Origin of the sequence: Microcoleus sp. PH2017_12_PCY_D_A, assembly GCF_020738565.1 — a bacterium.
Taxonomy (GTDB): Bacteria; Cyanobacteriota; Cyanobacteriia; order Cyanobacteriales; family Microcoleaceae; genus Microcoleus.
On the sequence record NZ_JAEQCI010000093.1, the window covers coordinates 25,226 to 39,804 of the forward strand.

16 protein-coding genes are annotated in these 14,579 nt (G+C 44.5%); 6 read left to right on the forward strand and 10 right to left on the reverse strand.

Annotated elements, in window-relative coordinates:
• Positions 1-105: 105 nt before the first annotated feature.
• Positions 106-1,632, reverse strand: coding sequence for a cysteine--tRNA ligase (gene cysS / locus JGK39_RS24235; protein WP_293297643.1), 1,527 nt, complete (start codon positions 1,630-1,632; stop codon positions 106-108).
• A 314-nt stretch (positions 1,633-1,946) separates the two neighbouring features.
• On the opposite strand from cysS, the gene JGK39_RS24240 reads away from it, so the two are divergent.
• Positions 1,947-2,234, forward strand: coding sequence for a hypothetical protein (locus tag JGK39_RS24240; RefSeq protein ID WP_293297640.1), 288 nt, complete (start codon positions 1,947-1,949; stop codon positions 2,232-2,234).
• Positions 2,234-2,677 (forward strand): Imm30 family immunity protein, encoded by a 444-nt coding sequence (locus JGK39_RS24245; RefSeq protein ID WP_293297637.1) that lies wholly within the window; start codon positions 2,234-2,236, stop codon positions 2,675-2,677. Before JGK39_RS24240 ends, JGK39_RS24245 begins: the two co-directional genes overlap by 1 nt.
• A 16-nt stretch (positions 2,678-2,693) precedes the next feature.
• On the opposite strand, the gene JGK39_RS24250 is transcribed toward JGK39_RS24245, so the two are convergent.
• From JGK39_RS24250 to JGK39_RS24285, 8 genes are all read right to left on the reverse strand, one after another.
• Entirely contained in the window at positions 2,694-3,035 is a 342-nt protein-coding gene (locus tag JGK39_RS24250) for a XisI protein (RefSeq protein ID WP_293297634.1), read from the reverse strand.
• A gap of 169 nt (positions 3,036-3,204) precedes the next feature.
• Positions 3,205-6,975 (reverse strand): AAA family ATPase, encoded by a 3,771-nt coding sequence (locus JGK39_RS24255; protein WP_293297631.1) that lies wholly within the window; start codon positions 6,973-6,975, stop codon positions 3,205-3,207.
• Positions 6,976-7,091: 116 nt separating this feature from the next.
• Positions 7,092-7,490, reverse strand: coding sequence for a hypothetical protein (locus JGK39_RS24260; RefSeq protein ID WP_293297629.1), 399 nt, complete (start codon positions 7,488-7,490; stop codon positions 7,092-7,094).
• A gap of 221 nt (positions 7,491-7,711) precedes the next feature.
• On the reverse strand, positions 7,712-8,170 hold the full coding sequence (locus JGK39_RS24265) for a hypothetical protein (RefSeq protein WP_293297626.1): 459 nt from the start codon (positions 8,168-8,170) through the stop codon (positions 7,712-7,714).
• Complete coding sequence (locus JGK39_RS24270; protein WP_293297623.1) at positions 8,170-8,541, reverse strand: hypothetical protein; 372 nt, start codon at positions 8,539-8,541, stop codon at positions 8,170-8,172. The genes JGK39_RS24265 and JGK39_RS24270 overlap by 1 nt, the downstream gene beginning before the upstream one ends.
• 39 nt (positions 8,542-8,580) lie before the next feature.
• Positions 8,581-8,958, reverse strand: a complete 378-nt coding sequence (locus JGK39_RS24275) for a hypothetical protein (protein ID WP_293297620.1) — start codon at positions 8,956-8,958, stop codon at positions 8,581-8,583.
• Positions 8,948-9,160: a hypothetical protein gene (locus JGK39_RS24280; RefSeq protein ID WP_293297618.1), complete on the reverse strand. Its 213-nt coding sequence runs from the start codon at positions 9,158-9,160 to the stop codon at positions 8,948-8,950. Before JGK39_RS24280 ends, JGK39_RS24275 begins: the two co-directional genes overlap by 11 nt.
• On the reverse strand, positions 9,150-9,359 hold the full coding sequence (locus JGK39_RS24285; RefSeq protein WP_293297615.1) for a CopG family transcriptional regulator: 210 nt from the start codon (positions 9,357-9,359) through the stop codon (positions 9,150-9,152). Before JGK39_RS24285 ends, JGK39_RS24280 begins: the two co-directional genes overlap by 11 nt.
• A 59-nt stretch (positions 9,360-9,418) precedes the next feature.
• Here JGK39_RS24285 and JGK39_RS24290 point away from each other — a divergent pair, with 59 nt between their 5' ends.
• Positions 9,419-9,655, forward strand: a complete 237-nt coding sequence (locus tag JGK39_RS24290; RefSeq protein WP_293297613.1) for a hypothetical protein — start codon at positions 9,419-9,421, stop codon at positions 9,653-9,655.
• A gap of 95 nt (positions 9,656-9,750) precedes the next feature.
• Here the strand turns inward: JGK39_RS24290 and JGK39_RS24295 are convergent, their stop codons facing one another.
• Positions 9,751-9,873 (reverse strand): hypothetical protein, encoded by a 123-nt coding sequence (locus JGK39_RS24295; RefSeq protein WP_293308798.1) that lies wholly within the window; start codon positions 9,871-9,873, stop codon positions 9,751-9,753.
• 242 nt (positions 9,874-10,115) lie between these two features.
• On the opposite strand from JGK39_RS24295, the gene JGK39_RS24300 reads away from it, so the two are divergent.
• The 3 genes from JGK39_RS24300 to JGK39_RS24310 all read left to right on the forward strand — a co-directional run bounded on the left by JGK39_RS24300 (position 10,116) and on the right by JGK39_RS24310 (position 14,407).
• Complete coding sequence (locus JGK39_RS24300) at positions 10,116-11,510, forward strand: DUF4912 domain-containing protein (RefSeq protein ID WP_293297607.1); 1,395 nt, start codon at positions 10,116-10,118, stop codon at positions 11,508-11,510.
• A 596-nt stretch (positions 11,511-12,106) separates the two neighbouring features.
• Positions 12,107-13,417: an ABC transporter substrate-binding protein gene (locus JGK39_RS24305; protein ID WP_293262227.1), complete on the forward strand. Its 1,311-nt coding sequence runs from the start codon at positions 12,107-12,109 to the stop codon at positions 13,415-13,417.
• Between the two features lie 81 nt (positions 13,418-13,498).
• Positions 13,499-14,407 carry a sugar ABC transporter permease gene (locus JGK39_RS24310; protein ID WP_293262229.1) on the forward strand — a complete coding sequence of 303 codons (909 nt, stop codon included), beginning with the start codon at positions 13,499-13,501 and terminating at the stop codon, positions 14,405-14,407.
• Positions 14,408-14,579 lie beyond the last annotated feature (172 nt).

The window sequence follows — 14,579 nt, forward strand, 5'->3', positions numbered from 1 at the left end:
CTTCAGTCCGTCCAAGAGGAATGAATTCCTCACTACAAACCCAGGTTCGTAGTACGGACTTCAGTCCGTCCAAGAGGAATGAATTCCTCACTACAAACCAGGTTTTTAACCGCGATGCCAAATCGTGATACCATCCTTTTGGTCAATCAAAGTAATCCCATTATCTTTAAGTTCATTGCGAATGCGATCGCCCTCAGCGAAATCCCTAGCTATCCGGGCATCCTTCCGCTGCTGAATCATCGCCTCAATTTCCCCATCACTCAAACCGCCAACCGCCGCATCGCTGTCAGCTTTCGGCTGAACTTCCAACCCCAAAACCCCCGCCAAACTCACCAAAGTCAGCCAATGAAGCTGCAACAATTCCGGCGAAGTTTCAGTTTTGCCTTGATGCACCAAAACATTGCTTTCCTTACCCAATTCCTTAGCCAATTCAAACAAAACAGCCAAAGCAGCCGGAGTATTAAAATCATTATCCATAGCTGCTTGGAATTCCTGCACAGCTTTGCTATCTTGTCCAGTTTTCTCAACATCCCAATTTAGTTGAGAACCGTGTTTGAGTCCAAACAGCAAGCCTTCATTGATGGTATTCCAGCCATTTCTAGCAGAGGCGATCGCCTCTTCAGTAAAATCAATCTGACTGCGATACTGCGCCATAAAAACAAACAGCCTCACCGCCATCGGTTCCACCGCTTTTGCATTACCCTTACTCCCCCCCGAAGCAAGGGGGGGTTGGGGGGGGTCAGATTCAGATTCTCCCGACCAATTCCCCTCCAACAAATCGCGAATAGTAATAAAATTGTGCAAAGACTTCGACATCTTTCTGCCATTGACAGTCACAAAAGCATTGTGCATCCAATAATTAGCCAGAGACTTACCCGTCGCAGCTTCAGATTGAGCAATTTCGTTTTCGTGGTGGGGAAAAGTTAAATCGGAACCGCCGCAATGAATATCAATAGTTTCGCCCAAGCAATCGCGCACCATCGCCGAACATTCAATGTGCCACCCGGGGCGACCTTTTCCCCAAGATGAATCCCAAAAAGGTTCACCGGGTTTAGCGCTTTTCCACAGGGCAAAATCTGATGAATCTTGCTTTTTTTGAGCTTCTATTTCTGCGGTTTCCAATCTGCCGCTAGCCCCGGATTCCATTTCTTCCAACTTGCGGCCGGAAAGTTTTCCGTAGTTTTCAAACTTGCGAACGCTGTAGTAAACGTCACCGCTGTTCGCATAGGCAAAACCTTTGTTTTCTAACTCGTGAATCAGCCGTTTGATGCCGTCTATTGAGTGGGTGGCGCGGGGATATTCATCGGCCCTGAGAATATTTAGTTTGTCCATATCTACGAAATATTCATCGATGAAGCGTTGCGCCACGGCTTCCATTGTGGAATTTGTCTGGCGGGCGCGATCGAGAATCTTGTCATCAATATCGGTAAAATTCTGCACGTAGCGCACCGAGTATCCCCGCCACATCAGATATCGGCGCACCATATCCCACACAATGTAGGCGCGGGCGTGCCCGACGTGGCAGTAATCGTACACCGTAACGCCGCAGCAGTACATCCGCACCTTTGAGGGTTCGATCGGCTCGAAAGGTGATTCGCGGCGGGTCAAGCTGTTGTAAAGCGTTAGGGACATGGGATTTTGGATTTGGGATTGATATACTGCTGTAATTTATTTATAGTAGCGCGTTTGATTCGGCTATTTTCTTGGCGATCGAAATTTGATTGACAAACTTCGCAGATACAGTTGTGTGATAATTTAGAGAGTTAGCCATGAATCAGAAATATTATGAAATATGGCGTAGCTGAAATATGTAGGAGAAAAAGATCGTAAATAACATACATCAACTACTTCCTGGAGAAGGCGCTGTCGGACGGTACGATCGGTTGCTAAAAACTGGACGTAGAGGCGATAATCTAACACCGCACCACATTCCTTCTAATGCCTTTATGGCTGCAAAAGTTTCTGGCTACACGAAAGGCATGGGTATTGCTATGATGATGGAACACCCTTTGCCTGGTCAGGGAGGTCGTCATCGCCAAACTATCTCCTATGGACAATCCCCCAATCTTAGTGTTTCACCAAGAAATGTATTGGCTAGAGAGATTAGGGATGCACAATCGATTTATCGCCGTCAGGGACTTTATAGCCCAGAGATTAGACGCAGCTTACAGGAAGTTATCCAGTTAAATAAGTTAGTTTGGTCGATAATTTTTGACAAGGAAGGTAATAGCTGATGCCCAAAAATATCTGGATTAACATTTTAGAAGCAAATAAATTTATGCGATCGCCTGATGAAGTGACAGCTTTTGAAAATGCTTTAGCCTCACTTGCCAATCATCCTCAAAATGAAGATTTGCCAGATTTACATCTGATTTTAGACGATCGCTGCGAACAGCCAGAAGTTATGTTTGGTTTGATTCATTTTCTAGAATCTTTTGATGTGTCAGCGCAGATTCAAGCGTTTATTACAGTTGTACCGCAATTAATGCTCCTTGGATCTGAATGGACAAGAATTCTCCACAGCCGCATTTTAAATGATGATGATGCTTGTTGTTTGTATCGAGATATTTTGCATTCAGTGAACTCCCAAGAACATAATTTTGTTCGTCAATTGCTGGAAGAAAGTGCTAGTTATCATTTAAACCAGCGGGAGCCAAAATTAGAGTTAGCTAGATAAGTTTGAACTCACGTTTCTAAGCGACAGCAAAATCTGTCAAAGGACGATCGTCTGGATGGTGAAAAGCCAAAACTATATCGCTTTGAGAAACTCCTTCTTTTAAAAGTTCGTTGGCGATTCCTTCTTCTGTCCAATCTTCTTTTATCCAAATTTTATTATTTTTAATCTGGATGCAAACAGTAATGCCTCTGACTCTTTTATTTTGTTGCCATCCTACCTGAAACCAAAGATATCGATCGCGCTTTTCGTTAAAGGCTAGTAGCATCTCTGTGTTGGTTGCGGTTTGGTTGGCAAAAAGGCGATCGTACTCGGTCAAAATCTTTTTGATTAGGGTGCGATAGTTCTCTATCTTATCCATTGGCTAATTACCTCCGATTGAATTTCCACAACTAAAATTGAAATTTGATTTTGATTGACAATAAATTGAGTGGCATTTTGCCGAAAAAAGTTATTATAAATGCGAGCGATCGAGCTTATCGATCGATTATACAGGGTTCCTGACTATCATTTCTACCAACTACTCCCAGCTATGAGCGCGAAGTCCCAATGTCATCACAAACATGGCGATTTGGGTCATTTTCACTCATACCATTATTGGGGTTTTTTAAATAGTCATGGAGCCAATTACAACCCCGCACTAGCAAATCATCCAGATTCAAATTCCATAGAATCACGGTTTTGTCCCGACTAGCAGAAGCAAGCGTCTTACCATCTGGACTGAAACTGAGGCTTGTCGCCACATATTTATGACCCGTGAGGGTAGTAATCAAGCTGCCATATGGCTTCCACAGTTTTATGCTTCCGTCTAGACTAGCAGAAGCAATTATCTGCCCATCAGGGCTGAAACTGACGTTTGTCACCAGATCGCTATGACCTTTAAGAGTATTAATCAAGCTGCCATTTCGTTTCCACAGTTTTATGCTTCCATCTGAACTAGCAGAGGCGATCATCTGCCCATCGGGGCTGAAACTAATCCCAGAGCTATGATCCTGAAGAGTGGTAATCAAACTGCCATTTCGTTTCCACAGTTTTACGCTTCCATCCCGACTAGCAGAGGCAATCATCTGTCCATCTGGACTGAAGCTGACACCTTCAACCGCACCACTATGACCAGCGAGAGTGGTAATCAAGCTGCCATATCGATTCCACAGTTTTATGCTTCCATCCCGACTAGCGGAAGCAATCATCTGTCCATCTGGGCTGAATCTGACATCTGCAACCCAACAACTATGCCCAGTCAGAGTTTTAATGAAGTTGCCATCTTGCTTCCAAAGTTTTACTGTTCCATCCTCATGAGCAGAGGCAATCATCTGCCCATCTGGACTGAAACTAACACCACTAACCGTATTACTACTACCATCATCAACTGAGTTATCGGGTGGCTCATCACCTGAGCAATTATTGCTTAGTGACTTATTACCTGGGACATCATTACTAGGAGCGATGAGGGTCTTAATCAAGCTACCATCTGGCTTCCAGAGTTTTACGGTTTTGTCCTGACTGGCAGAAGCAAGTGTCTTACCATCTGGGCTGAAACGAATATCTTCAACCCCATTGGTATGAGCAGTTAGGATTTTAATTAAGTTGCCATCTAGCTTCCACAGTTTGTTGTCCCCAGCAATGATCTGACCATCTGGGCTGAAACTAACACTATGAACGGAAGTATTATTGCTAGTGAGGGTAGTAATCAAGCTGCCATCCCGCCGCTTCCAGAGTTTTACAGTTCCGTCCCAACTAGCAGAGGCAATCATTTGCCCATCTGGGCTGAAAATAACGTCTGCGACCACACTAGAACCAGGGAGAGTTTTAATTAAGTTGCCATCTTGCGTCCAGAGTTTTACAGTTTTGTCCCAACTAGCAGAGGCAATCATTTGCCCATCAGGACTGAATCTGACGCTATTAACCCCATCGCTATGACCTGTAAGAGTTCTAATTAAGCTGCCATCATCTCGCTTCCAGAGTTTTACAGTTTTGTCCCGACTAGCAGAGGCAATCATCTGCCCATCAGGACTGAAACTTATGCTACTAACTCCAGCAGTGAAAGTTTTAATTAAGCTGCCATCTCGCGTCCAGAATTTTATAGTTCCGTCCGAACTAGCAGAGGCGATCGTTTTGCCATCGGGGCTAAAACTGACGCTACTAACCTCAGCACTATGTGGGAGGGTGGTAATCAAGCGGCCATTTCGTGTCCATAATTTTACGGTTTTGTCCCGACTAGCAGAGGCAATCATCTGCCCATCAGGACTGAAACTAACGCTTTCAACGTTAGCACTATGCTCGGTGAGAGTTTTAATTAAACTGCCATCTCGCTTCCATAATTTTACGATTCCGCTCGAATCACCAGAAGCAATCATTTGCCCATCGGGACTGAAACTGATGCTATTAAACGACCCATTCTCTAGCCGATTTTGTTCTTTTATTTCGTAAACCACTTCACGCAAGTTTGCCACAACCAGCATTTTTGTATCAGCTTCTGCTCTCCCTGATTGTTCCAGTTTTTTCAGTTGCTTTCCTGCGTCTATATTGTTGATTAACGCCTCAAGTTGTAGACCTGAATAAAGACTTGCTGTTGAATTTTTACTCAAGTCTTTGAGTGTGTTATTGTCGTGTTGCTTTTGAACCTCTTGTTGTTGCTTTTGAACCTCTTGTTGTTTGATGAGGGCAACAACAATTGCTAAACTCACTATAACTGTAGAGACGATCGCAACTCTAGTCCTAGTCTGAGCAGCTTTTCGCACTTTTCTTTCCTGCTCTCGCTCTTTTTCGATTTGGCGATCGCGCTCCTTTTTCTCCTTCTTTCGTAGTGCTAAACTTTTCTTAATATATTCTCGCTCATTTTTCAAGTCTGCTTCACGCTTTTGTAACCAATCTTCAGCAATAAGCAGAGGTTTGCGCCGCAACAATCCATCTTCATCTTTACTAGCAGACTTCCACTGCGCTATATTTATCCGCAGTTGATGTCGCCAACTGAGAAAAGCGCGGTCATTATCTATCCATTCCTGCAACGTTCCCCATTCTCGAATCAACGCCTCATGTATGATTTCTACAGTATCTTCACCCTCTGCGTTGCGGTTAGTAACAACTAACCGCTTGTCAGCTAGAACTTCTACTAAACGCCAGTCTTCTTCCCTAAATTCATTTTTTTTTGCAACCCTACGTACATATAGCTTATCGGCTGGATCTTCTTGTATGAATTGACTAAAATTTACAAGTTGAGTAAATATTTTTGGTACTTCCTCTTTATCTGCTGGAGTTAAATCACGATAAAAGTTATTAGCATATTTCTCTATAGCACCTTTTACCTCTCCGATTTCTTGATAGTCATCATAAGTTAATCGTCGATCAGTTTGCTCCTGATTTTCTGTGGCTTTTTTCAGTCGTTTTGTTCGTTTTTTCCACAATTCATCTAAAGCAAATTCAAGTAGAGGCAAACATTTTTTATCGTTAGATACATGATCTAAAATACGTTTTACTAAACCTTCCTGAAATTTGACTTTTCTTGCCAGAGCAGGCTTTTCTAGTACCTCTGCCAGCTCTTTAGGTATCATCGAACTTAAATCTATATAGTTTTTCCAAGCATCTGCAAACGGTTGATAAGAACGAGCTTTATCTAAAAACTCCGATCTCATTGTTGTCACTAGCACTCTAGGAAGTGAATCTTTGCCAGGAGGTTGAATAATATTTAACAACAAGTCTAAAAAAAGGTGCTGAGTTTGCTCATCATATGAGACATATAGTTGCTCAAACTGGTCAACAAATAACAGCAGTTGATGGTCAGGATGCTTGTTTTGGATGATTTTGAAAATATCTGCAATTTTCTGCTGATTTTCTTTAATATCTTTAGCTAGATCTCCCTCATAAGACCCGTATAAAGGAAGAAGCGCTTCAGCAATTGCCTGGAAAGGGTCAGGGTGATCGCCAAGACGAAAATAGGTAAACAGCCAATTTCCTTGTTCTGCTAATTTTGGTATTAATCCCGCAAACACTAAGGAAGATTTACCACTACCGGACGCACCTAATATGGGAATAAAATTGCGGAGTTCAGTCGCTTCTTTTAATTCTTTTATTTGCGAATCACGTCCAAAAAATAGTGATGCATCACCAGATTTAAAGTAAGATAGACCACGATACGGGGATGGAGTGTCAATCTCAAGTTGAGTATCAACAGGCTCTATTAGTGCAGTGCTATCATTTGCATCATAGTAGTTGTAGATGATGTAAATAACTGCATCACCTGTTGCTGAAGTAGCAGCATATTGAACGCCATTAATTGTTTGCTGGATATTTTTTTCCATCATGCCTGCCTACTCCATCAATTAATACAATTTCTTAAAAGAGATAAGGACAGGGTACTACCGTGTCCCTACAGATAGCAGTGCTATATGTAGCTGTATTTTTTAGAATTGGTATAAGATTATTTTTTCCAATCTTCTGGTGGTGCGTTGTCATTGATTTGACTTATAGTCGCATTTCCCGTCCCAGAAGTGGCAGCATATTTAACCTTACTGACAGTCATGTTGATACTGGGCATTCCGCCTGGTTGATCTTTGAGTTGATTGAGCAAATCTTGAGCTAATTTCACAAGTTCTGCATCATCATTAGCTTTAGCAATTTCAACTTCAGCTTGCACTGTAGCTTTTCGGTCATCTCTGTCTGGTGTTTTTTCCAATTTGTTAACTGCATCAACCAAGTCGCTATCTTGACCATGTTTCTTGGTTAAAGCCTTTTTAAGGCTTTTATAAGCGGCTGCGATCGCATCCGTTGCAAAATTTCCTGCAACTCCTAAAACAATTGCTGACGTGATCGGGTCCATAGTTTCTCCTTGATTATCAATGTTAGAGAAGTGTGATTATTTTTTACTTTCACTCATCCAGCAGGCACAGCCTAATATTTTCAAGTTTATCATATTCCCAAAGACATATCTAGGCGATCGCCCTCACCCTCCAAACCCATCAAAAAGCCCGTGAAGCCCAGCTATCCCCTGGGGAATAACCCCGCCTGTCACCAAATCAATCAGGGATTCGCGATCGCGTATCAAGTAAGCGGACCAAAATAAAATGTATCAGTAGCCGGATTAACAGCATAACGAATCCTTTCTAAAAAACCGATTTGACCGATAAAAGAAGGGAAATCTCCCCAGTATTCCTCAACATCAGGAATAAAAGCTGTAGCATCCACTGTCAAATCCTCACCCTCATCAGCAGGTAAAGTCATATTCAAGCGAATAATACTCCCTTCCAGTCGCATTCCTCTGACTAACATTGTTTTTCTCTCCAGCGGATAAACTCGATCTAAACCAGCTTGTTTGGCAACTTTTGGTGCGATTATTGGGTATGGCGCACCCGTATCAAGGACAGCTTCTGTGATACTATCTTCGACATAAACAACTATGATGATTCGATTCGTTGTATCGCTGGCAATTGCTGGACGATAAGCGTAATTAATCGCACCGGTCGCAAAATATTCTCCGTCTGGAAATAGTAGTAGACTCATTAATGAATGACCGTTAACAATGTACCCTGTGTATTTTCTAGCTGTACAACCAATTCATCAAAGGACTTGGCTGTTGCTAATAATTCACCAGCTTTTACTGCCACCCAATTACCGCGATATTTCTGCCAGTTTTCTCTCATCCACTTGCGGCTAGCTTGAATATTTTCACGCTTTTCTGGATCGCTTGGACTAACGGTAACTTTTGAGGGGGCGAGAATGTAAGCATACCGAGAAATTTCTTGATTATCGGGGTAATGATTGACCGCTTCTATAGAAATCTGCTGGGCAGTTTGCCAATCGCCAATATCTAAAGCTGCATCCATTTCTCGGATAAAATGTTCGGCTGTTTTGTTGTTGATATTTGTTGTCATATTAGTTGATAGCTAAGGGCTATTTGGGGGAACTAAAATTTATGCTGGAACGATCGCCTCTTGAGTATCCATAATATTTCCCTCTGCATTTAAGATATAAAACCATTCCCTCGGAATGATAGTTTGATTTAGTATTCTGAGATGATGGCTCAACTCTTCAATGGAGAAGGTTTCTACATAAGTGACAGTTTTTGTATCGCAGGGTTTGAGGCGATCGTTTTCTCCAATGTAGCGGCCCTCACCAACATAGCCTAAACTTGACAAAAGTTCTTCTACTTCGAGTTCGATGATAGGCATATTTAAGTCGTCATCTGGGTAATCGACAAAAACAGCAATTTTACCTGTTGCCGGAACTTCTAGTTCTGGAGAAGTCCAACCCTGTTTATGGTTCCAAACAATTGTACCTTTAGTCTTCATCTTCGCCTCCTGGGAAAATACACTGCCAAATGTTTTTCTGAAAGTGTTGAACAGCGAGTAACTTTCGTCCTTTTGCTTCTTCTAAGCAACGCTCAACTGCTTTTTTTCTGGTTCCTGCTACAACTGATTCGGTTTGAGGCTTCCCCATACGCTGGATTTCATCTTCAGGATCTTCGAGATAGTTAAGTGGGTTATTTGTCATTGTCCGAACCTTCCTCCTGCTGTTGGCGGGAGTCAAGTGCTCGATCGATCAGCTTGGCGACTATCCAAGAAACCGATCGCTCTTCTGAGGTAGCCCACGCCTCTAAAGCGACTTTCTTTTCTTTGGGAATGTATACCGCTATCAACTCCCGCTTGCGTTTTCCACCCACGATGTCTTTTTCTTTTAATTCTATAGACATTGTATCTTTTACCTTTGATTTAATTATGCTACTATATTGTATAGTAGCATATAGTGGAAGTGCAGCCACAAAAATTTAATCCCTTTGTGACAAAAAGTGATGGAGAGGAAAACATCGGGAAAATAGTTGGCTGGAAGTGCGATCGTATTCCCAAAGACATATCTATTCTGAACGATCGCCCCCATCCACCCACCCTCCAAACCCATCAAAAGCCCCCCTATCGCAAATTGTCATCAAATTCTGACATTCGCTTCAACACCGATCCCCCAAATCTCTCAAATATCAAAATTCCCTGACATATTGATCCCCGAATCCCCGAAAATGCGTATAAGTACCCATGATTGAGGCAAAAGACCCCTTGACCAGACCGGGAATTGTCTGCAACATTAAGTCATGACAAAGCGATCCCAAAGAAATGCTTTGATTGAGCAACTCTGGGAGTCAGATAGCGCGCGTGCTGCCGGCACAGCGTTGCTAGCAGCACCGATCGCACTCGCAAAATCGATCTTGTCAATCAAGAATCGACAGATAAAGCTTTATTTAGATCGGACGGTGCGCGCAGAAGCCAATAAGTCAGAATCCCCGATCGCAATTGGGGACAAGACAAGCTAAAAACCAGCAAGGCTTCAAAGGTTGGAGAGATTCAGAAGCTCGATCGTATTTTGTATTTAAAAGAGTTTCTAACTCAAAAAATCAACACATTAGTGTTGAAGCAAAAAATCTAACCCGCCATCCAAATTAGTGGAGAACAAACTCATGGCAAAAGAACGCCCACCATTAGAAGAAATGACTTTGCGACAACTCCGCAGAGTTGCTAGCGAATGTGGAGTTTCTCGCTACAGCCGGATGCGGAAATCGCAACTTCTGGCATCAATTCAAGAAATTCAGCGCAACAAGTTTTCATACAGTCCATCTCGCAAACTAGAGGCACAAGAAGCAGTGGAAGCAGCAAAATTTGAACTAGGTCAAGAAGATAGAACAGGCGGTTCATTGTCGTCTGTAGATGAAGGTTTAGCAGATTTGCCCAACGGCTACGGTGAAAGCCGGGTTGTTTTGATGCCCCGCGATCCAGAATGGGCTTACACCTACTGGGATATCCCGAACGATCGCAAAGAAGAATTGCGCCGCCAAGGCGGACAGCAACTCGCCCTGCGGATCTACGACGTTACAGATGTTAACCTCGACATCCAAAGCCCGCACAGCATTCAAGAATATCCCTGCGACGAACTGGCGCGGGAATGGTACGTGCCAATCCCAGTCAGCGATCGCGATTATGCGATCGACATCGGCTACCGCTGTGCAGACGGCCGTTGGTTAGTGTTGGCGCGATCGGCAGAAGTCCGAGTCCCGCCCATCTATCCCAGCGACTGGATTGAAGACCAATTCATCACCCTCGACTGGGAAGAAGACTTGCGCGGCAAAACCTTCGCCGAACTGGTTCCCCCAGCCAAGAAAATGGCACAAGCAACCAACGGCGTCGGTTACAGCAGCGGCAACGCCATCTACGAACAAATCTTCGGCATGGCAGAATCGGGAGAATCGATGCGCGTAGCTGGCTCCATCTTCGGTTCCATGCAGCACGTTGCAGGTTCCATCCAGCAATCCGCAATCCACGAACAAGCTTTGAGTTCCTACGTATTCCCCTCCGGCGTCGGAATGTGGGCTGGGGCCGGGATGTCCGCCCTCACCGCGTCAGGTGTCGGTATGTCAGGTGTCGGTATGTCCGGCCTCACCGCGTCAGGTGTCGGTATGTCAGGTGTCGGTATGTCCGGCCTCACCATGTCCGGTGTCGGGATGTCTGGCCTCACCATGTCGGGTTTCGGTATGTCCGGTGTCGGTATGTCGGGAGTTGGCTTTGCCGCCCCGATGCGCCCCCGCCAGTTCTGGTTAGTTGCTGATGCCGAACTGATCGTCTACGGCGCCACCGAGCCAGACGCTACCGTTTACGTTGGCGGACAGCCCATCAAACTCAATGCTGACGGCACTTTCCGCTTCCAGATGTCCTTCCAAGACGGCTTGATCGACTATCCGATTTTTGCAGTAGCAGCAGACGGCGAACAAAACCGCGCTGTCCACATGAAATTCAACCGCGAAACCCCTGAACGGCGTACCAATACTAAGGAAGATGCTGTTGTGGAATGGTTGGGCTAATCCTAAAGGTCGATCGCGATCCCGGTACGTGTCTGGGTTTGTGCCAATTTTTTAACCATCACAAGGCCTACCCGGAGCAAATGGCGATTTGTTAGGGTTAGTTTCAGACAACAACCCATAACACCCCCTATACACCGTTCTCCTATTTTGAGGAGCGGTGTTTTTTGTCTGTGAAGTCATTAGTCATTAGTCATTAGTCATTAGTCATTAGTCATTAGTCATCAGGAAGAATTCCGAGGGAAGAAGTCCGAGGGAAGAAGTATTATTTATTTGTAGGGTGCGTGAGGGCGAGAAATCTTTACATCCACACTTCGAGACTATTACTCACGCACCGCCCCAACGATTGAATCAAGTCAATCCCAAATGCTAGCATCAACGATATTTGACAAGACTCTCGATATCTGCCTGTAGATAGATGTCGGCTTAACTTGCGATCGCAATCGTTACATCAAAATTTGTACTCTTGACTCAACGATTATGAAGTAAGCTAAAGTTTACTTAACTTTTCATTGCACAAACTCGCTAAATCCCGCGAAACATAACAAAGCGAGTTATGAGATCAGTAAGGCGATCGCACAGCCATATCTCAAAAGCCAATGCCAAAAATAAATTCCCCGCCCCAGCGAAGGCAAAAGCGCCCCCGTCTTTTCGCCTTATTCGCTGTCACATTAGCCGCCGTCTTGCTGTTATTTATCCTGCCCGCACTGACTCAGCAGCCAGTTGTGCTCACCATGTTAATGCAAGGGCAAGATCTTGCTAACTGGAAACCGTTTGTCAAAGAATTTGAACAGAAAAACCGCAATATTCGCATCAACCTCGTAGAAGGCCCCTTTGACTCAAACCTCGTCGAAAATCTTTACACATCTGCCTTTCTTTTAGGCGAGTCACCCTACGACATCATTAACATGGATATTGTCTGGGTTCCCAAATTTGCCGCCGCAGGTTGGGTAAGGGATTTGACAGACAGAATTCCTCCCCAACAACTTGCAAAATTCATCCCAGGTAATGTCGAAGGCGGGCGGTATCGGGGCCGACTTTACCGAATTCCCCACGCTTCCGATGCCGGAATGCTTTATTACCGGAAAGACATTTTAAAACAAGCGGGAATCCCAGCGCCGAAAACCTTTGAAGAGATGGTAAAAATCTCTCAAAACTTGCAGAAACAGGGACAAGCAACTTGGGGTTATTTGTGGCAAGGTAAACAATATGAGGGAGTATCTGCGATGTTTGTCGAAGTGCTCTCGGGTTTCGGCGGTTTCTGGGCTAATCCTCAAACTTTGGAAGTTGGGTTGGATAAACCCGAGGCCATTAAAGCAGTGGAATTTCTCAAAAATACGATCGCCTCTGGCATCTCTCCAGCGGGTGTTACTACCTACGGCGAAGAAGAAACCAGGCTGTTGTTTCAAAACGGCAAAGCGCTGTTTTTGCGAAATTGGCCCTATGTTTGGAAGCTGGCAAATGCCGAGGGATCGAAGGTGAAAGGCAAAATTGCGATCGAGCCAATGCTCAGCAGTATCGGTAAAACAGGCGGTTCCTGCTTGGGCGGCTGGGGCTGGGGAATATCCAAAACCTCAAAACATCCAGAACAAGCCTGGAAAGCAATTAAATACCTCACCAGCGAGGCAACCCAGCGCAAATTTATTTTAGAAACAGGTTTAATTCCCAGTTACAAATCCCTATTTACCGACAAAGATATAGTCGCCAAATATCCCCACTACCCGCAACTCCTAAAAGTAGTGGAAAAGCCAGCTTTGCGCCCGCCCATAGCACAATACGCTCAAGCTTCTGATATTTTGCAGCGCTATTTGAGTTCAGCTTTTACTGGGAGAATGACTGCGGAACAAGCAATGAAAGCGGCGGCTAGCGAAACTCGCAATTTATTAGGAAGTTTGAAACAACCAAAATAATAGAACCCGCCGAAGGTCATTCGGGGCTACAAAAACAATGTCCGCCTCCGCGGACTGAAGAATAGAATAGAACCTTAAAATATGCAATTAGACCAAATGCGACAGCGCGAACAAAGAACCGGATGGATATTAGTAGCACCAGCATTGATAATTCTGCTGCTAGTATTTGCTTACCCAATCTTGCGCGCGTTTTGGCTGAGTTTATTCACCCAAAACCTCGGTACTGAATTAAAACTGGTTTTTTCCGGTTTTGCTAACTACAGTCGAATGTTAGGCGACGGGCGTTTCTGGCAAACTTTAAGCAACACCACAGTCTTTACTTTTGCCTCTGTTGTGCTGGAATTAATTCTCGGCATGGGCATTGCTTTAGTCTTAAATCAATCTTTCACGGGGCGCGGCATTGTGCGGACAATTTCCCTGCTGCCTTGGGCGCTGCCGACGGCGCTGATGGGTGTAGCTTGGGCGTGGATTTTTAACGATCAATACGGCGTAATTAACGACATTTTACTGCGCTTGGGATTGATTCAAAAGAGCATTAGCTGGCTGGGAGATCCAACTTTGGCAATGATGGCAGTGATTACAGCCGATGTGTGGAAAACTACGCCGTTTGTCAGTCTGCTTTTGTTAGCGGGATTGCAATCGATTTCCGGTGATTTGTATGAAGCACACGCCATTGACGGCGCCAGTAGTTGGCAGAGTTTCCGTCAAATTACCTTGCCGCTGCTGATGCCCCAAATTGTGATTGCTTTGCTGTTTCGATTTGCCCAAGCTTTCGGCATTTTTGACTTGATTCAGGTGATGACGGGAGGGGGGCCGGCTGGGGCGACTGAGACGGTTTCTATCTACATTTACAGCACGGTGATGAGGTATTTAGACTTTGGGTACGGGGCGGCTTTGGTGGTGTGTACTTTTTTGCTGTTAGTGGCCGCAGTGGCGATCGCCAGTTACCTGTTATCCAGAGCCCGTGTCAAGGCAGCCGGAGGAAATTAAGACGATTTTAGATTTTAGATTTTAGATTGCTCGGGACTTACGCAAAAAGTGGTTTTACGCGCTACTTATAGCGGTAAGGTGCGCACTGCGCACCCTACATAATTAGGTTCTGCGTCCCGGACTGTTGCTAACAGTTGCACGTTCCTTTCATTGGTATAAACTATGTCGATCG